The sequence below is a fragment of the Actinomadura sp. 9N407 genome, from assembly GCF_044326315.1.
GTDB lineage: Bacteria > Actinomycetota > Actinomycetes > Streptosporangiales > Streptosporangiaceae > Spirillospora.
Window position 1 is genome coordinate 82,918 of the sequence record NZ_JBIRAW010000026.1, and the last position, 22,483, is coordinate 105,400.

Consider the following 22,483-nt stretch of genomic DNA (forward strand, 5'->3'; position numbering starts at 1 on the left):
GAGACCTGCTGGTAGCCCGCTCCTGAATCACTCCGGGGGATGCCAGTCGAACACGGCGGCGGCCTGGCGCAGCACGAGGTTCGGGCCGAGCCGTCCGGCCGCCCACATGGCGGCGTTCCGCGCGCCGGTCTGGACCGGATTGCTCAGCCGGGTGAGGCGGGAGAGCCGGTGGGAGTTGCTCATGATCCGCGCCGTCCGGTCCAGCCGCGCTTCGCTGTACGCGTCGGCCCCGCCGCCCCCGGTGACCTCGTGGGCCAGGACGACGGCGTCCTCGATCGCCTGGCAGGCCCCCTGGCCGAGGTTGGGCGTCATGGGGTGGGCGGCGTCCCCGAGCAGGACGACCCGGCCGCGATGGAACGCGGGGAGCGGGCGCGGCATGAAGAAGATGTCATTGCGCAGGATCCGCTCCGGATCGGCTCCGGCGATCAGTTCCGGGATGGGCTCGTGCCAGGAGCCGAACAGCTTCCGCAGCTCCCGCTTCTCGTCGGGGGCGCTCGCTCCGGCGGGTGCGGGAGCGGTGGCGTAGCAGTAGACCTGGTCGTCGGCGATGGGGTTGACGCCGAACACCAGGCCGCGCCCCCAGGTCTCGCTGAACGGGTGGATCCCCGCCGGGGCGGAGGTCAGCAGCCGCCAGGCGGTCAGGCCGGTGTAGCGCGGCTCGGGGTGGCCGGGGAACAGGGCGGCCCGTACGCGCGACCCGATGCCGTCGGCGGCCACGACAAGGTCGGCGCTCTCGTCGCCGTGCGAGGTGGTGACCGTGCCGTCGTCCGGGGACACCGACGTGACGGTGACGCCGAGCCGTAGATCATCGGGCTCCAGGCAGTCCTGGAGCAGATCGACCAGCGTGGCTCGCGTCATGACCACCGTCGGGTCGCCGAAGCGCTCCGCGGCGGCCTCGGCGCTGGTACGGCTGAGCCACCCGCCGCCGGGGCTCCGCAGGCCGCCGTCGCCGGCGAAGGCGGCGAGCTTGCGCACCTGGTCGCCGATGCCGAGGGTGTCGAGTGCCCGCAGCGCGTTGGGCGCCATCGCCAGGCCCGAGCCGACCGGCTCCAGGGTCGCGGCCCGTTCAAGGACGCGGACCGTCCAGCCCCGCCGCCTGAGCGCCGCCGCCGCGGTCAGCCCACCGATCCCGCCGCCGATCACGATCGCCTTCGTCATCGCCGCACTCCCCGTCCTTCAGCGCATTCTCCAGCGCACTACATCCGTAGTTGGACACTACAGGCATAGTGACTCACTACGCCAGTAGTATCCCGGTCATGAGATCGCCGCGTGCCGAGCTTGTCGCCGAGACCGCCATCACGCTGCTGGCCGAGCGCGGGATGCGCGGGCTGACCCACCGGGCGGTGGACGACGCCGCCGCGCTCCCGCCGGGATCGGCGTCCAACGTGGCGCGGACCCGCGCGGCGCTCCTCGAGCTGACCCTGGAACGCATGAACGAGCTGGAGGAACGGCAGTTCCAGATCGTCGGCGTGCCGCCGGGACCGGGTGAGGGAAAGGCCCTCGCCGACCTGCTGGCGGGCCTGCTGCACGCGCAGATCACCCAGGACCGCCGGCGCACGCTGGCACGCTACGAGCTGGCGCTGGAGGCCACCCGCCGTCCGGAGCTGCGGAGGATGTACGACGAGAGCGGGCGGCGGTTCCTGGAGCCCGCCGTCGCGCTGATGGCCAGGGCGGGCTCGCCCGATCCCGAACGCCACGGCCGCCAGGTGGTGGCCTTCGGGGAGGGCCTGATGTTCTACGCCCTCGCGGGCGCCGGCACCGATCCCACCCTGAACGAGCTGCGCCTGGCCATGACCGACTTCCTCGCGGGCCTGCTCCGATGAGGCAGGCCGCGAGTCATGCCGCGAATCATGCCGCGAGTTCCGCCGCGACTTCCGCTGCGAGTACGGCGTGAGTTCCGCCGCCCGTGCCTGAGGGCGTTCAGGCGTCCATGGTGGGGACGACCATCGGCGTGCCCGTGACGGGATCCGGGACGACGATGCACGGGAGATCGAAGACCTCCTTGATGAGGGCGGCGTCCACGATGTCGCCGGGCGGCCCCTCGGCGATGACCGCGCCGTCGCGCATGGCCACGAGGTGGTCGGCGAAGCGGCAGGCCTGGTTGATGTCGTGCAGCACGGTGATGATCGTCCGGCCCTCGTCGCGCAGCCGGGCGAGCAGCGCCAGCAGCTGGTACTGGTGCGTGATGTCGAGGAACGTCGTGGGCTCGTCCAGCAGCAGGTACGACGTCTCCTGGGCCAGCACCATCGCGACCCACACGCGCTGCCGCTGGCCTCCGGAAAGGTCCTCGACGGGACGCTCGGACAGGCCGGTGACGCCCGCCGCCTCCATCGCGGACTTCACCGCGCGCTCGTCGTCCGGCGACCAGGTCGACAGCAGCGACTGGTGCGGGTATCGGCCCCGGGCGACCAGCTGCCGTACGGCGATGTTGTCGGGCGTGACCAGGCCCTGCGGCAGGAAGCCGACCTCGCGGGCGAAGACCTTCGGCTTGTAGCGCGACACCTCGCGCCCGTCGAGGGCCACCTCGCCCGACGACGGGGCGAGCAGCCGGGCGAAGGCGCGCAGAAGTGTCGACTTGCCGCACGCGTTGGCGCCGACGATGGCGGTGAACGCGCCGTCGGGGACGTCGAGGGCCAGGCCCGCCGACACCACCCGGTCGCCGTAGGCGAGGGTGATGTCGCGGGCGGTCAGGCGCTCTTTCCCGGTCACCGCATTTCCTTGGATCGCATTTCCTAGGCTCGCATTTCCTAGGCTCGCATTTCCTAGGCTCGCATTTCCTTGGCTCGCACTTCCTTGACGAGCAGCCAGATGAGGTAGGTGCCGCCGATGGCCGTGGTCACGACGCCGACCGGGAGCTGGACGGGGGCCAGCACGGTCTGGGCGGCCAGGTCCGCGGCCAGGAGCAGCAGCGCGCCGGTCAGCGCGGCGGGCAGCGGCGGTACCCCGGCAGCGCCCGCGAGCCGGCGGCCGATCTGCGGCGCGGCGAGCGCCACGAACACGATCGGCCCGGCCGCCGAGGTGACGGCGGCGGTGCAGCCGACCCCGGCCAGGACGATCAGCAGCCGGAAGCGGCCGAGATGCACGCCGGAGGTGGCGGCCACCTCGTCCCCCAGGGCGGACTGGTGCATGGCCCGGGACAGGAAGGCGAGCAGCACCGCCAGCGCGCCGATGATGAGGAACGGGAGCCGCAGCTCGTTCCAGTCCAGGCCGTTCAGCGAGCCCGCGCTCCATCCGGTCGCGGCGATCGCCACGTCCAGTTCGGCGCGCAGGACGATCCACGAGTTCAGCGCCGTGAGCATCGCGTTGGCGGCGATGCCGATGACGATGAGCCGGATCCCGCTGAGGCCCTGGCGCAGCGAGAGCAGGTAGATGGCCGCCGCGGCCAGCAGGCCGCCCGCGAGGGAGCCCAGCGCCAGCCCGGCCGCCGTCCCGCCGAACACCGTGATCGCGATCAGTACCCCGGTGTACGCGCCGGCGTCCAGGCCGATGACGTCCGGGCTGCCGAGCGCGTTGCGGGTGAGGTTCTGGAAGATCGCCCCGGCCGCGCCGAGCGACGCGCCGAAGACGATCGCGGCGGCCACCCGGGGCAGCCGCCACTCGCGTACGACCAGGACGGAGTCCCCGTAACCGGCGAGCGCGGCCAGGACCTCGCCGGGAGAGTCCCAGGAGTCGCCGCGGCACAGGGCCGCGACGGCGAGTACGAGGATGACGGCCGTGAGGATGAGGGACGAGACGAGCAGGCGGCGTTCGATCTGGGCCGAGAACGGGCCCGCGCGAAGCACGACGGCGTTCGTCGCGACATCGTTCGCGTCGACACCGTCCGCGTCGACACCGTTCGCAGCGGCACCCTTCACAGCGACACCGTCCCGTAGCGCCGGACCGCCCAGATCAGCACGGGAGCGCCGATGAACGCGGTCACGATGGCCACCGGGACCTCGCCGGTCGGCAGCAGGACGCGCGAGCCGATGTCGGAGGCCACGAGCAGGATCGGGCCGAACACCATCGTGTAGGCCATCAGCCAGGGGACCGAGCCGGTGGCGAGCCGCCGCGCCAGGTGCGGGACCATCAGCCCCACGAACAGGATCGGCCCGGCGATCGCGGTCGCGGCGCCGGCGAGCACGGTGACCAGGACGAGCACCGCGATCCGGATCTGGCCGACGCGGGCGCCGAGCGCGTGCGCGACGTTCTCGCCGAGGGCCAGGCTGCCCAGCGGGCGGGTCACGATGACGGCTCCGATCAGCGCGAGGACGATGGCCGCCAGCGGCAGGCCGAGCGGCATCTGCTCGCGCCCGGCCAGCGCCCCGACCGCCCAGAACCGGTACCGGTCGAGGACGTCCGGGAAGACCAGGCGCAGCGCGAGGGACAGGCCCGACAGCACATAGGTCAGTGCGACCCCGGCCAGGATCAGCCGCAGCGGATGGGTCCGGCCGACGCCGTACACGAGCACCGCCGCGAGCACCGCGCCGGCCAGCGCGAGCCCGAGCCGGACGGACTGCGACGCGGCCACGCCCGCCACCGTGCCGATGATGATGGCGAAGCCGGCGCCCGCGGTGACGCCGAGGACGCCGGGCTCGGCGAGCGGGTTGCGGGTCAGCGTCTGGATCAGCGTCCCGGCGGTGCCGAGCGCGGCGCCCACGCAGATCGCGATGAGCGTCCGCGGCCCCCGGATGTCGCGGACGATCACATGCTCGTCGGTGCCGGCGTAGGAGGTGAAGGCGTCCCAGATCGCGTGCGGCGGGACGGCGTTCGCCCCGACGCACACGCTGGCGCCGGCCAGGGCCGCCAGGACCAGGACCGACGCCAGCAGGATCGCGACCCGGCGGGTCACGTCAATCCTCAAACTCGACGACCCCGCGCTTCCAGTAGCCGGTGAACAGGGCGTCCATCCGGCCCTTGCTCCATGACCGCAGCGGCTTGAGCGCGTCGGCCTCGCCGGCGGCGAACAGGAACGTCCGTCCCTCCGCCGGGCGCAGTCCCTGCACGGTCTCCGCGAGGTCGCCGCGGACGATCCGTACTCCGTCGCGATGCGCGAGCGGGTAGGCATCGTCGCCGTCGATGACGACCGTGGCCGAGACGTCCTCGGGCGACTCGTCCAGCCAGCGCCCGGCGGCGGGCAGTGCCGTGGCGTCGACCGCGAAAACGTAGTGGTCGTAGGTGTGCGGGAACGTCTTGGCTCCGGGCGGACCCGCGATCGCGACCTCTTCGCCGATCTCCGCGCCGGCCGCCCACTCGGAGGCGAGCCCGCCCTTGTGCAGGACGAAGTCGAGATCGAGTTCGCGCGCGGCGGCGTCGTACCGGCGGATCGTGTACTTGCGCGTCGTCGGGAACGGGCTCGGCCAGTCGAGCATCTGCCGGTCGTTGGGGATCGGCAGCCGGCGGGTGCCGTCCGGGTCCGGGAACACGATCCGGACATGGTCGTCGGCCTGGTACGTGTGCGTGCCGTCGAGCTCCGGACCGCCGAGGGTCAGCCGCAGCATCCGCGGCGTGACCTCCTCGCGCCGCACGATCTTCGGGGTACGGATGCAGATGGGGTACGGGATGCGATCGAGGCCGGTGCCGTTCCGGTGCTGCTCCCGGACCTTGCCCCGCGGGTCGTCGCGCTTCACTGGGCGAGCAGCGGCGCGAGCGCCTGGTCGAGGGCTTCCAGGGTCTTGATGGCCGAGGCGTACGTGGCGGCCTCGGTGTAGCGGAGGCCGTAGGCCTTGCCGGCCTTCACCGCGGGCAGGTTCTTCCACAGCTTCGAGTCCAGGACGTACTTCACGGACTCGCCGGGCGTGCCGTCGGGCTGCAGCGTGTAGGTGATGACGTCGGCCTCGCCGAGGCTCTCGGGAAGCTCCTCGATGGACGGCGTCTCGGACACGTCCCCGGAACCGCCGGCCTTCTTCTTGACCTCGCCGTAGTAGGTCACGCCGGCGTCGGTGGCGATGTTGGTGCCCCAGGACCCGGGGAACTCGCGCTGGAACGTTCCGGACGACGCCTCGCCGTACCCGCCCACGTGCCCGAACTTCAACCCGGCGAGCGCGTCCTCGTACTTGCCCTTGACCTCGGCGGCCTTCTTCTCGTACGTGGCCTTGCGGGTCTCGAAGTTCGCGAGCCGCCCGGCGGCGTCGGACTGGCGGCGGGACAGGTCGCGCCAGGCGGACGGCAGGCTGGGGCCGATCGCCACGACGGGCGCGATCGACTTGAGCCGGTTCATGTCCAGGTCGCCGAGGACGGGCTTGGGCACCCCGATGACGATGAGGTCGGGCTTGGCCTTGGCGATCGCCTCGTAGTTGGTCTCGGCGGCGGTCTCACCGGCGATCTTGTCCAGCTGGTCGTAGGTGGCGCGGTCCTCGGCGGTCATCACCGGCAGCCCGCGCTTCCAGCTGGAGATGCCGACCAGCGCGGCGTCCGCCTCGATCAGCACCGGCACGGCGTACCCGGTCGCGACGACGCGCTCGGGGTCGGCGGGGATGGTGATGGAGCCGTTGTCGGCGGCGAACGTCCGGGTCTTGGCGGAGCCGCCGGACCCGTCCGTACCGGATCCGCAACCGGCCGCGAGGACGAGGGCGGCGGCCATGGCCACGGCCGGCATCCAGTGCTTACGAGGGGACATGAGGGCTTTCCTTTTGGTACGCGGAACTTAGGTACAAGGGGCTGAGATACACGGCGCTGAGGTGCTCGGCGCTGAGATAAACGGAGAGGGCGAAACACCGCCCTGACGTCGCCGGACGACTCACTTAGGTTAGCCTTACCTGACTCGCGGCCATATCGGTGAGAGGACAACCTGTGTCGCCCAGAGGACATGTCCCCGGGACCAGGGGGAACAGCGCGGCCAGCACGACCAGCGGCATCAACGCGGTCAACGCGGCCAGCGGAACCGGCGGCGTCGGCGGAGCCAAAGGAACTGGCGGAACCAGCGGAATCAGAGGGACCAGAGGGACCAGAGGGACCAGAGGCATCGGCGACGTTGGAACGGTCCGGGCGGCCGGCGTGGGGGATCTCGGAGACGGTCCCGCGCAATGCGACGAGTACGGCTACGGCCTCGGCAAGCCGGACGGCATCTTCGTGCTCAAGTACCGGTCGGCTGCGGGGCTGTCGTTCGGTGAGAGCCGCCAGGACTTCCTGCACCAGCTCTACTGGACGCCCGACGGTGTGCTCGCGACGGTGAACGGCTCGGCCGTCGAGTTCACCGGGCCGCGCGAGGCGTTCTGGGCGCAGCGCGCGATGCTCCACGAGGTCCGCGCGAGCGACCGGCAGACCGTCTACCGGATCTGCCTGCGCGAGGTCCCGGCCGCGCTGTCGGACCTGCGCGCCGGCCCGGTGTCCGTCGACGCCGAGGCGGCCTCCCTCATCGAGATGATCGGCCGTCCGGGCTGCGACGTCACGGCGGCCCTGGCCGCACGCCGCCGCATCATGGACGGCCTGCGGCCCGTCCCCGCAGGTCCTCAGGATTCCGCACCCCAGGAAGCCGGCCAGCAGGTCCCGGGATCCGGTGCGGGCTACGCGATGACCGTCGCCCGCGCCCTCTCCCGGGACCCGGGCGACGCCACCCGGCTCGAGGAGTGGGCCGAACGACTCCTCATCAGTCCCAAGACCCTGCAGCGCGACTTCGCCCGCGAGTTCGGCATGTCCTACACGCGTTGGCGCACCCTGCTCCGCCTGCGCGCGGCTCGCGTCCTGCTCGGATCCCTGCCGGTCACCAAGGTCGCCCACCAGGTCGGCTACGCCAGCCCGTCGGCGTTCATCGCCGCGTACAGCAAGCAGTACGGCCACACCCCCGGTGGCCGCACCACCTCCGCCCCGCCCCGTTGACTCGTGGCGTGTTCGCCTTTCCACCGCCACACATAGGCGAACACGCCACGAGTCAACCGGGGTGGTGGGGCTCGATGTCGAGGCCGGCGACCTCGGCGAACGCCTGGAGCTGGTCCAGGTACTGGGGGAGCGACTGGTGCTTGACCGCCAGGTTGATCTGGGTCGCGCCCGCTTCCTTCGCCGTCCCGATGACCTCGGCGACGCGGTCGGGCTCGGTGAGGGCGTCCACGAGCCCGCCGGGCGTGAACACGACGTCGAAGCCGTCCGGCAGGTCGTGCTGGTCGAGCATCTGGCGCATCAGCTCGGGAGTGGGGCCGCGGAACGACTGCGGCGCCGGCGACCAGCCGTCGCCGAGGGTGACCGCACGCCGGAGGGCACGTTCACTGTGGCCGCCGATCCACAGGGGTACGCGCTGCTGTACGGCGCGCGGGTCGATCACCATGTTCTCGAACGAGTAGTACGGGCCGTCGTACGAGACCACACGGTCCGACAAGGCGGCGCGCAAGGCCTTCAAGGCGTCGTCGGCACGCGGGCCGCGATCCTCGAAGGGGGCACCGAGCATGTCGAACTCCTCCTTCAGGTTGCCCACCCCGAAGGCGAGGATCAGCCGGCCGCCGCTGAGGCTGTCGAGCGTCCCGTACCGCTTGGCGATCTCCAGCGGGTGGTAGAACGGCAGCACCAGGACGTAGGGCAGGAAGCGGAGCCGCCGTGTCTGCCCGGCCAGAAACGAGAACGTCGCCAGCGGGTCGTAGAAGCGTTCACCGCGCGGCAGCCCCGGCGGGACGGCCACATGGTCGGGGCACGTCATGAACTCGAAGCCGAGCCGGTCGGCCGTCCGGGCCACCTGGACGATCTCCGCGGTCCCCGCCTCGGCCTCCCAGGCCGGGCGCTTGCCGGCCAGGGCCAGGATGGGCGAGCTGATACCGACCTTCATGCGCCGGCCTCCGTTCCGTGTGCTTCGTGTCCGGCATGTTCGTGTCCGACGTGATCGCGTCCGGCGTGTTGGTGTCCAAGCCCGGGTTCGAGTCCGGGCCCGTGTCCGATCCCGAGCTTGTGCTGGAGCCGGATCAGCGGGTCCTCGTCGGTTCTGCTGCCGGACGGGCCGTCGGCCTCCTTGCGCTTGAACCGTCCGGCGTCCGAGCGCGTCCACTCCCGTACGGCCCAGCGCTCGGCGATGGCCCAGCGGCCGTCCCGCCAGGCCATGTGGTCGACGAAGCGGACGCCCGTCGTGAAGTTGACCCGGGCATCGTCGTACGGCTCACCCCAGTGCACCGACTGCCCGTAGGTCTCGCTGATCGCGGTGTCGCCGCGCAGTTCGACCAGGTGGTTGCCGACGATGTGCATCGTCCCGCCGAGCCGGGCGCGCAGCAGCGGCTCGACCCAGGCGAGGTAGTCGTCCACGCCGCCCGAGAAGCCGGTGTGATGGTCGATGGCATCGGGGTGGTACGCCGACCGTACGAGGCCGAAGTCCAGGCGGTCGATCCCGCGGCAGTACCGCAGGACGACGTCATGGATCTGCTGCCGGTCGGACCACTCGCTTCTCTGGACTCCCATGACCGCTGAGTGTGCAGCCTCCGGGAGCGGGACGCCGCCGGAGTCCCGCTGAACGAAAGCGATCCGCCCGGCGGCGGTGGCGCCCTCGCGGTCAGTCGTCCTTGTGGGCGGCCTGAGCGGCTTCGACGGCCTCGCGCAGGTCGTCCTCGGCGGCGGCGCTCAGCGAGGTCTGCAGGATCTCCCCGCCGTACTGGGCGACCTCGGCGATGACCTTGTCCGGCGTGCTCTGCATGACGAGCAGGAACAGCGCGGCGCCACCCGGCTGGAGCTTGGCGCCCACGTCGCGCATGAAGTGGTCGTTGACCCCGATGTCGGCGCTGGCACCGCTGGCCGCGCCCGCGGCCGCGCCGACGGCCGCGCCGAGCAGCGGCGAGAGGAACAGCATCCCGATCAGCCCGCCCCACAGCGTGCCCCAGACCGCGCCCCGGCCGGTGGTGCTGACCATCTGATGCAGCTTGATCTTGCCGTCCTTGCGCTGCTCCGCGACCGCCGCGTCGGCGATCGTGATCAGGTTCGTGCGCTCCAGTTCGATCAGTCGTTCCCGGACCTTCTTGGCGGTGTCGACGTCCGGGTAGGAGATGGCCACAAGAGTGCTCATGGTGATTCCTCACTTCCGATCGGGTGCCCCAGTTGTTGCGGACGAGGGGGTGAGACCGCATCACCCGCCCCCCTCGCCTCACCCGGGTGAGACGGCGAGCCTGGCAGCGCCCGGCTGGGGGCTGCCGACCGGTGGCGCCCGACTGGCAGAGCCCGCCCGGCAGCGCCCGGCCGGCAGTGCCCGCTCGGTGGCGTGGCGCCGGATCAGTCGCCGGGCAGTTCGCCCAGGCGTACCGAGACGGTCCCCTTGGCGCCGCCGGGGCGGGTGACGCTCACCGAGACCTCGTCGCCGGGCTTGAGCTCGGCGAGCGCGTCGGCCATCGCGACCGTGGTGGGCGTCGGCGTCCCGTTGATCGCGGTGATGATGTCGCCCTCCTGGATCCCGGCCTTGGCGGCAGGACTGCCGCGTTCCAGCAGGGCCACCCCCATCCCGGCGGGCTGCCCGTTCGGAGCCACCACGGTCTGGCCGCGGATCCCGAGCGTCGCGCGCCGGGTCTGGGTCACCTTCCCGGACGCGATGATCTGCTGGGCGAAGTCCTTGGCGGTGTTGCTCGGGATGGCGAAGCCCAGCCCGTTCGCGGACGCGCCCACCGTCGGGTCGACCGCGCCCATCGTCGGGATCCCGATGATCTGCCCGGCCATGTCGACCAGGGCCCCGCCGCTGTTGCCCGGGTTGATCGGCGCGCTCGTCTGGACGGCGTTGACGATCGTCTTGGCGGGGCCGCCGCCCTCGCCGGGGTGGCTGATCGTACGGCCGAGCCCGGAGACGATCCCCTCCGTGACGCTGCCGGAGTAGCCGAGCGGGTTGCCCATCGCCAGCACCCGCTGCCCCACCCGCAGCTTGCCCGAGTCGCCGAACGTGGCCGGGCGTACGGCCGAGGGGTCGGTGACCCGGATGACCGCGAGATCGGCGGCCGGGAACGATCCCACCAGCGTCGCGTCCAGGGGTTCACCGCCGCTGGGCAGCATGACCTCGAACTTCTTCGCGTCGCCGATGACATGGGCGTTGGTCACGATGGCGCCCTTGTCGTCGAACACCACGCCCGAGCCCATGCTGTCCCCGGCATGGATCTGCACCACCGTCGGCAGCACCTTGCGGACCAGCTCCTCGTACCCGGCCTGGTTCGCCGTTCCCGGTGCGGCCGCGGGTTTCGCGCCGCCGCCCTCGTCCCCTTGGTCGGAACACGCGGCGGCCGCCGGCAACACCAAGGACCCGAGCATGGCCACGTACACCGACTTGCGGAACACCTGCTTGCGGAACCCCTGCTGGCGAAACACCCGCTTGCTGCCCCCACCGGTCATAGGTGCTTCCTCCCATATACCTAAATGCGGCCTTATCCGGCTATGCGGCCTTATGTGGCTGGGCACCGACCGTACGACCGCGTCGGCGGAGCCCACCTCACCCTCACCAGGTGATCCGCCCCGCCGGTTGACTCGTGGCGTGTTCGCCTCTACGGAACGGCTCGCAAGCGAACACGCCACGAGTCAACGTGCAGGGCGGGCGGGGGCAGGGCGGCGGGGTTAGAGGAGGCCTAGTTCGCGGGCTCGGCGGATCGCCTCGTTGCGGGAGGCCACGTCGAGCTTGCGGTAGATCGCACGCGTATGGCTTTTGACCGTGTTGACCGAGACGTACAGCTGCGTGCCGATCTCGCGGAGCGACAGGCGGCCGCGCAGCAGCCGCAGCACGGCCTCCTCGCGCTCGGTGAGCGGCTCGGCCAGCGAGGTCCGCGCGGCGCCGGCCAGCCGCCGCTGCAGCGAGCCGAGCCGCGCCTGCAGCAGCCCGCCGTCGCCCGAGACCCCGTCGAGCAGCATGGCGGCCTCGTCCAGGAGCACGGTGGCCTTGTGCTGCTCGCCGCGGCCGAGCGAGATCTCCGCGAGCGCGGTGAGGTTGAGCATCACCGGCCATGGCGACATGCCGGGCAGCTTGCGGCACAGGTGCAGCGCGTACTCCAGCTCGCCGGCGGCCTCGGGGTACCGCCGCAGGCCGGCCAGCGCCATGCCGTTGGCCGTGTAGACCAGCCCGGTCTCGACCCGGCCGGCCAGGTCCTGCTCGTCCATCATCTCGCGGGCGGCACGGGCCAGCTCGGCGGCCTGCTCGGTACGGCCGAGCTCGGCCACGGCCAGCGAGAGGAGCGCGAGGCTGAGGACGCGGATGACGGTCCGGGTGCCCTCGGCCTGGACGGCCTCCTCCAGCGGCTGGACGGCCGCCGCGGCCTCTCCGGCGAGGTAGCGGCTGAAGCCCAGGCCGAAGCGGGCCAGCGCGTACCACTCCGAGGTCGGCTCCTGCTCGAGTTCGGCGGCGGTGAGGGCGGCCTTGACCATCGGCACGACGCCGTCGTACCCGAAGGTGCCCTGGATCAGCGCCACGGCCGACCGCAGCGAGCCGATGCCGTCCGGCAGCGGGCGGTCGTCGGGCATCCGCTCGACCTCGCCCAGCCAGTACCGCATGCCCTGGCGGTCGCCGGAGGCCGCGGCCGTCCACGCGGCGCAGATGGCCGCCACCGGATCGGAGTGCATCCGGCCGGTACCGATCGCGGCCAGCCAGCCGCGGACGGTCGCCGCCTCGCCCGCCAGGACGCGGCCGAACCAGTGCCGGGAGACGACGGCGACCGCGCGGTCGACGTCGCCCGCGTCCAGCGCGTGCGCGACCGCCTCGCCCGCCATGTCCTCCTGCTCGTACCAGACGCTCGCGCGCCGGTGCAGCTCCGGGATCAGGCCGGGCTCGGTACGGGTCAGCTCGTCGCGCAGCGCCTCGGCGAACAGCCGGTGATAGCGGTACCAGCGCCGGTTGTCGTCCATCGGGACCAGGAACAGGTTGGCCCGGTCCAGCTTGCCGAGGATCGCCTCGGCGGCGGCCGTACCGGCGACCGCGCCGCACAGCGGGGCGGTGAACCGGTCGAGGATCGAGGTACGGACGAGGAATCCGCGCAGGCCCTCCGGCAGCGGACCGAACACCTCCTCGGCCAGGTAGTCGGCGACGTACCGGTTGGTCCCGGTGAAGTCGCGCATCGACGCCGCCGGATCGGGGCTCTCCCGCATCGACAGCGCGGCCAGCGACACGGCGGCCGGCCATCCCTCGGTGTGCTCGACGAGCGCGGCGAGGTCGGCCTCGGCGAGATCGATCCCCGCCACCTGCCGTACCAGCAGGCCGGCCTCGGTACGCGACAGCCGCAGCTGCCGCATCCGCAGTTCGAGCATCTCGCCGGACGCCCGGTAGCGGGCCAGCGGCAGCGGCGGGTCGGCGCGCGTGACGATGACGAGTTGCAGCGTCCCCGGCAGCTTGGCGATCAGCGACTCCAGTTGCCGATGGCACGCCGGGTCGCTGATGGCGTGGTAGTCCTCCAGCACCAGGACGACCGGCGTCCGCAGCGTGCGGAGCCGGTTCAGCAGGTGCGGGACGAGCAGGTCCTGGATCTCCGGGCCGCGCATCCGCAGCAGCCGGACCAGGTCGTCGCCCATCGAGTCGGCGACCACGGAGTTGAGCGCCAGCAGGATCGAGGTCCACAGCGAGACCGGATCGTCGTGCGCCTCGTCCAGGCCGATCCAGGCGAACGGCCGGGTCTCGGCGGGGTCGCCCTGCCACCGCGCGACCAGCGTCGACTTGCCGAATCCGCCCGGTGCGGCGATGAGCACGACCCGGGCCGTACGTGCCGCCACCAGGGCCTGGATCAGGGCGGTCCGTTCGATGGCGCTGGGAGGACGGGCGACTTGCACATCGGCCGCTCGCCGGAGAACGGTCTCCGGCCGAGCGGCACCGGTGGGTTCCGTCGCGGGCACCATATGTGGATGGTCTCCCCGCATGGCCAGGATTTGAAAGCATTTAATGCACCAGAAAAGAACACAGTGCCAAAAGTGGCCAGAATCTGGATGCCGGGCCTTCGCGGGGTAGCCTTGTCGCGCTCCGACCTGCGGAAGAAGCGGAATATCGCGGACCGTGACCTCACCACAGCCGAAAGCAGCGGGCCGGATCGTTCCGCTCGCCGCCGTCGTGGCTGTTCTGGTCGCGACCAATCTGTTGAACAACCGGCTCGCCCCGGAGTTGTACGTCGCCACCGGCGTCATCGGGGCCGGGCTGCTGCTCCTCCTCGCCTGCCGGGACGGCTGTTCCTGGAACGATCTCGGGCTCGGCCGGGAGACCCTGGGGCGCGGGCTCCGCTGGGCCGGCGCGGCGGCGGGCCTCGTCCTCGCCGTCTACACGATCGCGGCCCTGATCCCGCTCACCCGTACCGCCTTCGCCGACGAGCGCGCGGGCGGTTCCGAACTGCCGTCGGTGCTCTGGAACGTCCTCCTGCACATCCCGGTGGGCACCGTTCTGCTGGAGGAGACGGCCTTCCGAGGCGTGCTGTACGCGATGCTCGCACGCCGCTTCGGGCTGCCCCGGGCCATCGCCCTCTCCTCGGTCGCGTTCGGCATCTGGCACGTGCTCCCGTCGATGGGCCTGGCGTCCCGGAACGCCGCCGTCGAGGCGATCGTGGGCGGCGGCCCGGCGGCCACCCTGATCTCGGTGGCCGCCGTCGTCGCCGTGACCGCGCTCGGCGGGATGATCTTCTGCGAGCTGCGCCGGCGGTCCGGCAGCCTGCTCGCGCCGATGGGCCTGCACTGGTCGCTGAACGGCATCGGCTTCGTCTTCGCGGCGGCGCTCGCCTGACGTGCGGCCGCGCTGGCCTGAAGTGCGGTGCCGACCTGAAGTGCGGTGCCGACCTGACGTGCGGTGCCGGCCTGACGTGCGGCGGCGCTAGCCGGTAGTGCGTCCCTCCAGGTGCTCCTTGAGCCTGGCCGTGTCCTGGTCGGTCCATCCCTTCGGCTCCAGCAGCGCGGCCCATCCGTCCACGATGTTGGTCCCGAAGCTGTGCCCGTGCCCGTCCGGTACGGACGTCGAGAACGCCAGGTCGGCCGTCACCTGCCAGAAGCTGATGAACGGGTACCACTGCATGTGCCGGGACACGTCCGAGCCGCGCGGATCGTCCAGCCAGTCCGGCGAACGCACGATCAGCGTGGGATCCCACCAGGTGATCGGGTCCGACGCGTTCTGCAGGTACACGACCCTGGGGAAGCCCCACTCGGCGCCGAGCGCGCGCAGCTCCTTGGGATCCTGGCTGAAGCGCACCGTCCGGCCGTTCTCGACGACCGGCCGCCAGACCGGGCTGCCGCTGTCGCGGCCTGAGGTGACCTGCTTCCAGATCGGGTTGTCGAACGGCGGGCCCACCAGCAGTGCCCCGTCGGTACGGGACGTCAGGTTGGTCAGCTCGTCGAACGCCGTCTCCGTCCCGTACGAGCCGAGGCTCTCCCCGAACAGCGCCAGCTTGGGCCGATCGTCGGCCGGCAGCTTGGACCACCGCTCGTGGATCGCCGTCACCAGGTCCTCCGACGCGGAGGTGGCCTTGGTCTTGTCCACGAGGAACGAGATCCAGCTCGGCAGGTAGGAGTACTGGACCGCCACGACGGCCGAGTCGCCGCCGTACATGTGCTCCAGCGAGTCCGGTACGACCTCGCCGATCCAGCCCGACCCGGTCGTCCCGACGATGACCAGGACCTCCCGCTCGAACGCCCCCGTCCGTTCCAGTTCGCGTACGGCCAGGTCCGCCTGCTCCTCGCTGGTGTCGGCCGACTCCAGCCCCACGTAGACCCGGACCGGTTCCTTGGCGGGACGGCCGGTGAACTTGGTGATCTCTTCGGCGGTGTTGGCCTGCCCGACGAAGTCGCGGCCCTTCACCCCGAGCGTGTGCCACGGAACGTACGACTGCGGGGCGCCCGAGAGGTTGGCCGTCCGCGGCTGCGTGATGCCCTCGCTCGTCCCGCCGTTCGCCAGATGCGCCGTCTCGTTGGCGACGTTGATGAGCGCCTTGAGCAGGAACCCCTGCACGAACCCGACCAGGATGAACACCGTGACCACGACGGCCCCGACGTACGCGACCGGCTTCGGCACGAAGCGCGCGAGCACATGGTTGATCTTCCGGGTGCCCAGCCGGATCGACCGCGCCACCAGCAGGACCAGCGCGAACACCAGGACGGTGACGACCAGGATCAGCACCCCGTCCCGCGCCAGATGGGCATGGAGGCCCATCTGGCGCCGCAGGTCGCGCTGCCAGACGGCGCCGAGCCAGTCGAACAGCACGAACGCCACCGCGCCGCCGACGATCAGCACCCGCCAGCCGATCTTGCGGATCCGGGGCGCCGGCTCCCACCGCGCGATCTTCGCGATCAGCGATCCGGCCCCGGCGCCCAGGCCGTACCCGATCGCGGCCGTGAGCCCGCTGATCGCCCCCTGGACGACCCAGGCGCGGGGCAGCAGTGACGGCGTGAAGGACAGGCAAACGAACAGCAGGGCGATCGCCAGCCCGGCGAATCCCAGCGGCCGCCGCACCACCCGCGGATCGCGTTCTTCAGGGGCGACGGCCTCGGGCACGGATTCCGTCGTGCCGGCCACGGGTTCTGTCATGCCAGCAAGGACACCGGTCCTCCCGCCTACCCGGCACCATCCTCACCGGGTGATTTCCGGGTGATCCCTCAGACGCGCGGCCGTACCGCGACGATCGGGCAGTGCGCGTGCTCGAACGCGCCATGCGTGGTCGAGCCGACCAGCCAGCCGCCCAGGGCCGTGTGCCCGTGCGCGCCCAGCACCAGCAGATCGGCGGTCTCCGACTCGTTCACCAGCGCCTCCACCGGATGCGCCTGGATGACCTGCTCGGTGACCGTCACCTGCGGGAACTTCTCCCGCCACGGCGCGACCGCCTTCGCCAGCTCCTCCCTCGCCAGGCTCGCGACCTCCTCGGTGGACACGGTCGGCGTCAGCGGCAGCAGCGTGTCCGCGATCTGGAACGCGTGGATCGCCCGGATCGCCGCCTTCCGCGCGACCGCGGCCTCGAACGCGTACTCCAGCGCCCCCGGCTCGTCCTCGAACGGATCCACACCCGCGACGATCTCCCCGAACACCGCCTCGACCCGTCCCCGTACGATCACCACCGGCCCGGCCACGCGCCCCGCCACCCGCCGGGCCGTCGACCCCAGCAGCAACCCGCGGAACCCGCCGCGCCCCCGATGCCCCAGCACGATCTCGAACGCGTCCCCGGCCTGCTCCCGCAGCGCCTGCGACATCGCCCCGCTCAGCACCTCCGTCGTCACCTGGACGGACGGCTGCCGCGCGAGCACCTCCCGGCGCGCCTCGTCCAGCACGCCCTGCCCGGCCTCGGACAGGACCACCTCCATGTCCTGCGTCATCCGCCCCGGCATGTCGACGGAATGGACGATCCGCAACGGCAACCCCCGCAGCGCCGCCTCATCGGCCGCCCACGCCACCGCCCGCCCGGCATGCTCCGACCCGTCCGTACCGACCACGACCGGCTTGCTCTCCACCCGATGTCTCCCTCACTCGACGCCTGTTCCACCTTGAGGTCCACCTGGAGGCCTTCCCAGCCACAGCCGAGTAGTCGCCCTCCAGCGGGTAACCCTCACGGCAGTCTCGCTTGCCGCCCTCGCACATGCCAACGAGCCGGGCCGGACGCGACGGGCCGGACGCGATGGGCCGGTACGACCGGTATTGCCGGTTACTCAGGGCCTGCTGGGCTTGCTGTAGACCTTGTGCTCCTTGGAGGCGCCCGGGAAGTAGACGATGAGGTACCGCTCGTCGTCGTCGTGTCCACGGCCGTGGACACGCATCCGGTACGGCCCGGAGCCCTTGACGGCCGGGACGGACGGGCCCCTATCGCCTTCTACGCCGTAGATCCTCAGCTTCTCGTCCGCCACGTCGAATCCCACTTCGGCCACGCGGTCCCATCCCTTGAGCGCGACCGGCGGTGCCTTGGCGTACGCGCGGACGGTCACGCAGATGCCGGTGTTCTCGGCGGTGGACACCGCGGCCCCGCCGCCGTTCGCCGAGACCAGCCCGTCCTTGATCGCCGCGAGCATGGTCTGGAACGTGCCGTCCGGGGATCCCGTCCCCGGTGTACTTCCCGTCACGAAGAAGCCACCACCCTCGCTGGTGGACACGCTCTTGGTGCCCTCGTGCAGAGGCTGAGGGCCGGGATACTTGCGGGCCTTGCAGGTGACGTCCCTGCGCGCTCGCTCCTTCTCGTACTCCAGGACGTCCCGGCGCCGCTGCTCCCGGAGTCGGTGCTCCGAGCTCGCAAGCCGCGGAACGAACCGGCCGATCGCGTCCGGGCAGAGGTAGGCCACCGGCATGTAGGCCCCGTTGATGGGCACTCGCCCTTGGGGGCCTTGCCACACGGAGAGCTCGTCAGGGCTACTGTCCCGGGTCGGCCCGCTGCCTCTCCGGCACATCTCGAGGCCGAGCCCGAGGAGGTATCCGTCGCTGCGCTCCTTCCCTTCGTTCCTACCTTGAGGGCCCGGAACTGGATACATATCGCCCGGCCGTTTGTACGGGGAGGGCTCGTGCCCGCGCGCGCTGCACAGGAACGCCAGCCTTCGGGCATGCCATGGCATCCGGGAGATGGCCTGCACCGGTGTCTCCGTGTCGGACGGCTGCGCCACCTGCATCCTCGCGCACGCCTTCCGGTCGCTGGCGATGGTCCTGTCCGTCCAGGCATCGGCGTCCAGCACGGCCATCAGGCCCGCGATCACGGCCGCGCTCGCCAGGACCCGTCCGTACACCGGCTTCCACAGGGCGGCCAGCAGCAGCGTCGGGGGGACGAGCCAGGCGAGGTCCCAGGCGAGCGTCACCTGGCCGAACACGCCCCACAACCCGCGGCAATCCCCGCCGAGGCCGAGGTCGTACGCCATGGCCAGCGGCGGGAACAGTGCGGTGAACATCAGGAACAGCAGCAGAGCCCAGCCGGCGGTGCGACCCGTCCTGGTCTCGGTCCCGGCCCGCCGGAATGTGATCGCCCACACCGCGAACGCCGGGGCAGCCACCAGTAGGGGATATGCCAGCAACGTGCGGAGCCCTGGCACCCACCACACGCGCGAGCGCAGCTCCCATCCAGGGCAGGTTCCCGCCGAGACCCCGATGTCGAATATGTACCCGCTACCCCCGAACAGCCCCGCGGCCCAGCCGTACAGCGGCGGGACGGCGCACGCCGCGACCGTGCCCAGCCAGAGCCCCTGCCGCGTCCGATGGCTGATCATGAAGCGGGACCCTATGCCCGGCTCGTCCCGGCCGTGGCCGCCTTCGCGGGACCGCGCCGACCGCCCGTCCCTCTGGCCAGGGCTTCCCCACCTTCGCCCGGAACGCCCCGGGCCGCTTCCGGTCACCCCGCGACGGCGGCAGAACCCCTCGGTACGAAGCGCGGGCCCGTCGGCGTACGGGGCGTCAGGCGGTCCACCCGGAAGGTGCGCCAGTCGTCGCGGTCGATGTCCCAGGCGACCAGGTACCAGTGCCGGCCGAAGCTGACCAGGCTGTGCGGCTCGGTCGTACGGGTCGTACCGCCGTCGCGCGGGCTCGTGTAGTCGAACCGCAGCCGCTCGTTACGGCGGCAGGCCTCGGCGATCGCCATCAGGGCGTCTGGGTCGACGGCCGGGCCGCCGCCGCCGACCCGTACGGTCGCCGCGTTCAGCGTGTTCACGCGGTGCCGGAGCCGGGACGGCAGGACCTGTTCGAGCTTGGTGAGCGCCCGCAGCGACGTCTCCTCGATCCCGGCCACCGAACCGCCTGCCGATGTACGGAGCCCGACCGCCACGGCCACCGCCTCGTCGTCGTCGAGCAGGAGGGGCGGGAGCGACGTACCGGCTCCGAGCTGGTAGCCGGACGTCCCCTGGACGGCGTGTACCGGGTAACCGAGTTCGCGCAGCCGCTCGATGTCCCTGCGTACGGTACGAGTCGTCACGTCCAGCCGCTCTGCCAGCTCGGCCCCGGACCAGCCGCGGTGGGTCTGCAGGAGCGAGAGCAGCTTGAGCAGTCGCGCGGAGGTTTCCAGCATGCCGCCAACATTGCCAGAAGCTTAGGAATAGACCTGTCCTAAGACCGTCCTAGCGTCACGTGCATGGCAGACACCTTCATGGCAGGCACCCACATGGCAGGCACCCACATGGCAGGCACGCTCACGGCGGATACGATCCGTCCCTTCCGTATCGACATCCCGCAGGCCCAGCTGGACGACCTCCACGCGCGGCTGGCCAACACGCGCTGGCCGGACGAGCTGCCCGGCGTCGGCTGGAGCCGCGGCGTACCGCTGGACTACCTGAAGGAGCTCGCCGAGTACTGGCGTACCGGCTACGACTGGCGGGTCCACGAAGCGGCGCTCAACGAGTACCCGCAGTTCACCACCACGATCGACGAGCAGAACGTCCACTTCCTGCACGTGCGGTCGGCCGCGCCCGACGCGATGCCGCTGATCCTGCTGCACGGCTGGCCGGGCAACGTCACGGACTTCCTGGACGTCATCGGCCCGCTCAGCGCGGACTTCCACCTGGTGATCCCGTCGCTGCCCGGCTTCGGCTTCTCGACCCCGCTGGCGGGCCCCGGGATGGGCGCGGCCCGCATGGCCGGGGTCCTCGTCCAGCTGATGTCCCGGCTCGGGTACGGGCGGTACGGGATCCAGGGGTACGACACCGGCGCGTGGGTCGGCCCCGAGATGGTCAAGCAGGACCCGGACCATGTCGCCGGCCTCCACGTCAACGCGCTGCTCACGTTCCCGATCGGGGCCGAAGGCGAGATGGACGGCCTCAGCGAGGCCGAGCGGAAGGCCTGGCAGGCGATGCAGAACTTCAACGACGGCTACCTGCAGTGCAACTCCAAGCGCCCGCAGACGGTGACGTACGGGCTGCACGACTCGCCGACCGGCCAGCTCGCCTGGATCATGGAGAAGTTCAAGGAGCTCTCCATGCCGGAGGACGGCCTGCCCGAGGACAGCATCGACCGCGACCGCATGCTGACCGACGTCTCGCTGTACTGGCTGACCGGGACGGCCGGGTCGGCGGCGCAGATCTACTACGAGGAGATCTCCGCGAACGCCTGGACGGACTCCGATGATTCCGGCTCCGCCGACTGGAGCGCCGACTCCGGCGCGAGCGGGGACTCCGGCGACTGGAGCGCCGACTCCGAGGCGGGCACGGACTCCGGCGAGGCGGGCACGGACTCCGGCGATTGGGGCGGGGACTCCGGCGGCTGGGTGCCGGAGCGCGGGACCGTCCCGACCGCCGTGCTCGTCTCCGCCCACGACGTGACCATCCGCCCCTGGGCGGAACGCGACCACAACGTCGTCCGCTGGACCGAGCTGGGCAAGGGCGGCCACTTCCTGGCGATGGAACAGCCGGACCTGCTCATCGACGACGTCCGCGACTTCTTCCAAAAGCTGCCCCTGGCCCCCTGACCCCCTGACCTCACGGGTTGACTCGTGGCGTGTTCGCCGGATCACGGCAAGCCGAGGGCGAACACGCCACGAGTCAACGGGCTGGGCGGGGTGTCAGCGGAAGCGGCGGAAGAAGCCTCGGATGTCGTCGACGAGCAGGTCGGGGGCGTCGTGGGCGGCCCAGTGGCTGCCGCGGTCGTACTCGTTCCACGACACGATGTTCTTGTGGTCCCGCTCGGCGAACCGGCGCAGCGGCCGGAAGTCGAACGCGAACGAGGCCAGCCCGAGCGGGAACGTCGTCGGAACGGTGTCCTGCTCGGCGTGGTGGTTCTCGTAGTAGAACCTGGCCGAGGACGCGGCGCTGTTGGTGAGCCAGTAGATCGTGGCGTTGGTCAGCACGATGTCGGGGTCCACGGCGGTGCCGAGGAGCTGGCCGATCCAGGCGAGCTGCCCGGACGGGGAGTCGGCCAGCGCGTGCGCGAGCGTCTGCGGCTGCGCCTGCTGGGCCTTGTCGTGGATGGCGTGCTCGACGAAGCCCTGCAGGAACTGCAGGTACTGCATGTCCTCCGGGCTCATCCCCTCGAACTCGGCCGGGTCGCCCGACGGGAACGAGAAGATCTGGTTGACGTGCACGCCGGTGATCCGGTCGCCGTGCCGCCGTCCCAGCTCCGGGCTGACGATCGCGCCCGCGTCGTTGCCGTGCGCGCCGAACGTCTCGTACCCGAGCCGGCTCATCAGCTCCGCCCACGCGTCGGCGGTACGGGCGGCGTCCCAGCCCTTGGTACGGGTGGGGCCCGAGAACCCGAAGCCCGGCAGCGACGGGATCACCACGTGGAACGCGTCCGCCGCGTCCCCGCCGTGCGCACGGGGGTCGGTCAGCGGCCCGATCAGGTCCAGGTACTCGACGAACGTGTTGGGCCATCCGTGCGTGAGGATCAGCGGCGTGGCGCCCGGCTCGGCCGACCGGACGTGCAGGAAGTGGATCAGCTGCCCGTCGATCTCGGTGGTGAACTGCGGGAAGGCGTTGATCTTCGCCTCCCAGGCGCGCCAGTCATAGGACTCGCTCCAGCGCGCCACCAGGTCCTGGACGAACGACACCGGAACCCCGTACTCCCAGCCCGGCGGGACCGGGCCCTTCTGGATCCCGTCGGTGACCTCGCCGGCCGGCAGCTCGTCGGCCCAGCGGGTACGGGCCAGGCGGCCGGTCAGGTCGTCGAGCTCGGCCTGCGGGACGTCGATGCGGAAGGGCTTGATCTCGGTGCTCTTGGTCTCGTTGCTCATGAAAGGAACTCTAG

General features: G+C 71.4%; 19 protein-coding genes and 1 pseudogene. 4 read left to right on the forward strand and 16 right to left on the reverse strand.

The window, feature by feature from the left end; translation table 11 throughout:
* Positions 1-27: 27 nt before the first annotated feature.
* Complete coding sequence (locus tag ACH34Q_RS32815; protein ID WP_395987003.1) at positions 28-1,158, reverse strand: FAD-dependent monooxygenase; 1,131 nt, start codon at positions 1,156-1,158, stop codon at positions 28-30.
* Between the two features lie 98 nt (positions 1,159-1,256).
* On the opposite strand from ACH34Q_RS32815, the gene ACH34Q_RS32820 reads away from it, so the two are divergent.
* Entirely contained in the window at positions 1,257-1,823 is a 567-nt protein-coding gene (locus tag ACH34Q_RS32820) for a TetR/AcrR family transcriptional regulator (RefSeq protein WP_395987004.1), read from the forward strand.
* Between the two features lie 97 nt (positions 1,824-1,920).
* Here the strand turns inward: ACH34Q_RS32820 and ACH34Q_RS32825 are convergent, their stop codons facing one another.
* Genes ACH34Q_RS32825 through ACH34Q_RS32845 form a run of 5 tightly spaced genes read right to left on the reverse strand, consistent with a single transcriptional unit; the run spans position 1,921 to position 6,595 of the window.
* A complete protein-coding gene (locus ACH34Q_RS32825; protein WP_395987005.1) occupies positions 1,921-2,709 on the reverse strand; it encodes an ABC transporter ATP-binding protein in 789 nt (262 codons plus the stop codon).
* Positions 2,710-2,762: 53 nt separating this feature from the next.
* Complete coding sequence (locus tag ACH34Q_RS32830; protein WP_395987006.1) at positions 2,763-3,854, reverse strand: FecCD family ABC transporter permease; 1,092 nt, start codon at positions 3,852-3,854, stop codon at positions 2,763-2,765.
* Positions 3,851-4,828: a FecCD family ABC transporter permease gene (locus ACH34Q_RS32835; protein ID WP_395987007.1), complete on the reverse strand. Its 978-nt coding sequence runs from the start codon at positions 4,826-4,828 to the stop codon at positions 3,851-3,853. Before ACH34Q_RS32835 ends, ACH34Q_RS32830 begins: the two co-directional genes overlap by 4 nt.
* A gap of 1 nt (position 4,829) precedes the next feature.
* Complete coding sequence (locus ACH34Q_RS32840; protein ID WP_395987008.1) at positions 4,830-5,606, reverse strand: siderophore-interacting protein; 777 nt, start codon at positions 5,604-5,606, stop codon at positions 4,830-4,832.
* On the reverse strand, positions 5,603-6,595 hold the full coding sequence (locus tag ACH34Q_RS32845) for an ABC transporter substrate-binding protein (protein ID WP_395987009.1): 993 nt from the start codon (positions 6,593-6,595) through the stop codon (positions 5,603-5,605). Before ACH34Q_RS32845 ends, ACH34Q_RS32840 begins: the two co-directional genes overlap by 4 nt.
* A 377-nt stretch (positions 6,596-6,972) precedes the next feature.
* On the opposite strand from ACH34Q_RS32845, the gene ACH34Q_RS32850 reads away from it, so the two are divergent.
* Positions 6,973-7,794, forward strand: coding sequence for a helix-turn-helix transcriptional regulator (locus ACH34Q_RS32850; protein WP_395987010.1), 822 nt, complete (start codon positions 6,973-6,975; stop codon positions 7,792-7,794).
* A gap of 52 nt (positions 7,795-7,846) precedes the next feature.
* Here the strand turns inward: ACH34Q_RS32850 and ACH34Q_RS32855 are convergent, their stop codons facing one another.
* The 5 genes from ACH34Q_RS32855 to ACH34Q_RS32875 form a co-directional block, all read right to left on the reverse strand.
* Entirely contained in the window at positions 7,847-8,728 is an 882-nt protein-coding gene (locus ACH34Q_RS32855) for an LLM class F420-dependent oxidoreductase (protein ID WP_395987011.1), read from the reverse strand.
* On the reverse strand, positions 8,725-9,348 hold the full coding sequence (locus ACH34Q_RS32860; protein WP_395987012.1) for a nuclear transport factor 2 family protein: 624 nt from the start codon (positions 9,346-9,348) through the stop codon (positions 8,725-8,727). The genes ACH34Q_RS32855 and ACH34Q_RS32860 overlap by 4 nt, the downstream gene beginning before the upstream one ends.
* A gap of 91 nt (positions 9,349-9,439) precedes the next feature.
* Positions 9,440-9,946 (reverse strand): DUF1269 domain-containing protein, encoded by a 507-nt coding sequence (locus tag ACH34Q_RS32865; protein ID WP_395987013.1) that lies wholly within the window; start codon positions 9,944-9,946, stop codon positions 9,440-9,442.
* 203 nt (positions 9,947-10,149) lie between these two features.
* Entirely contained in the window at positions 10,150-11,247 is a 1,098-nt protein-coding gene (locus ACH34Q_RS32870) for a S1C family serine protease (protein WP_395987014.1), read from the reverse strand.
* 219 nt (positions 11,248-11,466) lie between these two features.
* On the reverse strand, positions 11,467-13,725 hold the full coding sequence (locus ACH34Q_RS32875; RefSeq protein WP_395987015.1) for a LuxR C-terminal-related transcriptional regulator: 2,259 nt from the start codon (positions 13,723-13,725) through the stop codon (positions 11,467-11,469).
* A gap of 154 nt (positions 13,726-13,879) precedes the next feature.
* On the opposite strand from ACH34Q_RS32875, the gene ACH34Q_RS32880 reads away from it, so the two are divergent.
* Positions 13,880-14,593 carry a lysostaphin resistance A-like protein gene (locus tag ACH34Q_RS32880; RefSeq protein ID WP_395987016.1) on the forward strand — a complete coding sequence of 238 codons (714 nt, stop codon included), beginning with the start codon at positions 13,880-13,882 and terminating at the stop codon, positions 14,591-14,593.
* Between the two features lie 87 nt (positions 14,594-14,680).
* Here ACH34Q_RS32880 and ACH34Q_RS32885 read toward each other — a convergent pair whose 3' ends face one another.
* From ACH34Q_RS32885 to ACH34Q_RS32900, 4 genes and pseudogenes are all read right to left on the reverse strand, one after another.
* Positions 14,681-16,384 (reverse strand): alpha/beta hydrolase, encoded by a 1,704-nt coding sequence (locus tag ACH34Q_RS32885; RefSeq protein ID WP_395987017.1) that lies wholly within the window; start codon positions 16,382-16,384, stop codon positions 14,681-14,683.
* A gap of 68 nt (positions 16,385-16,452) precedes the next feature.
* Complete coding sequence (locus tag ACH34Q_RS32890) at positions 16,453-17,298, reverse strand: universal stress protein (RefSeq protein WP_395987018.1); 846 nt, start codon at positions 17,296-17,298, stop codon at positions 16,453-16,455.
* A 195-nt stretch (positions 17,299-17,493) separates the two neighbouring features.
* Positions 17,494-19,026, reverse strand: coding sequence for a hypothetical protein (locus ACH34Q_RS32895; protein WP_395987019.1), 1,533 nt, complete (start codon positions 19,024-19,026; stop codon positions 17,494-17,496).
* A gap of 146 nt (positions 19,027-19,172) precedes the next feature.
* A pseudogene (locus ACH34Q_RS32900) lies at positions 19,173-19,817 on the reverse strand (helix-turn-helix transcriptional regulator); the annotation flags it as partial.
* A 108-nt stretch (positions 19,818-19,925) separates the two neighbouring features.
* On the opposite strand from ACH34Q_RS32900, the gene ACH34Q_RS32905 reads away from it, so the two are divergent.
* On the forward strand, positions 19,926-21,209 hold the full coding sequence (locus ACH34Q_RS32905) for an epoxide hydrolase family protein (RefSeq protein ID WP_395987069.1): 1,284 nt from the start codon (positions 19,926-19,928) through the stop codon (positions 21,207-21,209).
* A 93-nt stretch (positions 21,210-21,302) separates the two neighbouring features.
* Here ACH34Q_RS32905 and ACH34Q_RS32910 read toward each other — a convergent pair whose 3' ends face one another.
* A complete protein-coding gene (locus ACH34Q_RS32910) occupies positions 21,303-22,469 on the reverse strand; it encodes an epoxide hydrolase family protein (protein WP_395987020.1) in 1,167 nt (388 codons plus the stop codon).
* Between the last annotated feature and the right edge of the window lie 14 nt (positions 22,470-22,483).

Bases quoted from the DNA above. Each gene is read 5' to 3' on its own strand.
- ACH34Q_RS32815 (WP_395987003.1), bottom strand. From the start codon at position 1,158: ATGACGAAGGCGATCGTGATCGGCGGCGGGATCGGTGGGCTGACCGCG.
- ACH34Q_RS32820 (WP_395987004.1), top strand. From the start codon at position 1,257: ATGAGATCGCCGCGTGCCGAGCTTGTCGCCGAGACCGCCATCACGCTG.
- ACH34Q_RS32845 (WP_395987009.1), bottom strand. From the start codon at position 6,595: ATGTCCCCTCGTAAGCACTGGATGCCGGCCGTGGCCATGGCCGCCGCC.
- ACH34Q_RS32855 (WP_395987011.1), bottom strand. From the start codon at position 8,728: ATGAAGGTCGGTATCAGCTCGCCCATCCTGGCCCTGGCCGGCAAGCGC.
- ACH34Q_RS32860 (WP_395987012.1), bottom strand. From the start codon at position 9,348: ATGGGAGTCCAGAGAAGCGAGTGGTCCGACCGGCAGCAGATCCATGAC.
- ACH34Q_RS32865 (WP_395987013.1), bottom strand. From the start codon at position 9,946: ATGAGCACTCTTGTGGCCATCTCCTACCCGGACGTCGACACCGCCAAG.
- ACH34Q_RS32870 (WP_395987014.1), bottom strand. From the start codon at position 11,247: ATGACCGGTGGGGGCAGCAAGCGGGTGTTTCGCCAGCAGGGGTTCCGC.
- ACH34Q_RS32875 (WP_395987015.1), bottom strand. From the start codon at position 13,725: ATGGTGCCCGCGACGGAACCCACCGGTGCCGCTCGGCCGGAGACCGTT.
- ACH34Q_RS32885 (WP_395987017.1), bottom strand. From the start codon at position 16,384: ATGACAGAACCCGTGGCCGGCACGACGGAATCCGTGCCCGAGGCCGTC.
- ACH34Q_RS32895 (WP_395987019.1), bottom strand. From the start codon at position 19,026: ATGATCAGCCATCGGACGCGGCAGGGGCTCTGGCTGGGCACGGTCGCG.
- ACH34Q_RS32905 (WP_395987069.1), top strand. From the start codon at position 19,926: ATGGCAGGCACGCTCACGGCGGATACGATCCGTCCCTTCCGTATCGAC.
- ACH34Q_RS32910 (WP_395987020.1), bottom strand. From the start codon at position 22,469: ATGAGCAACGAGACCAAGAGCACCGAGATCAAGCCCTTCCGCATCGAC.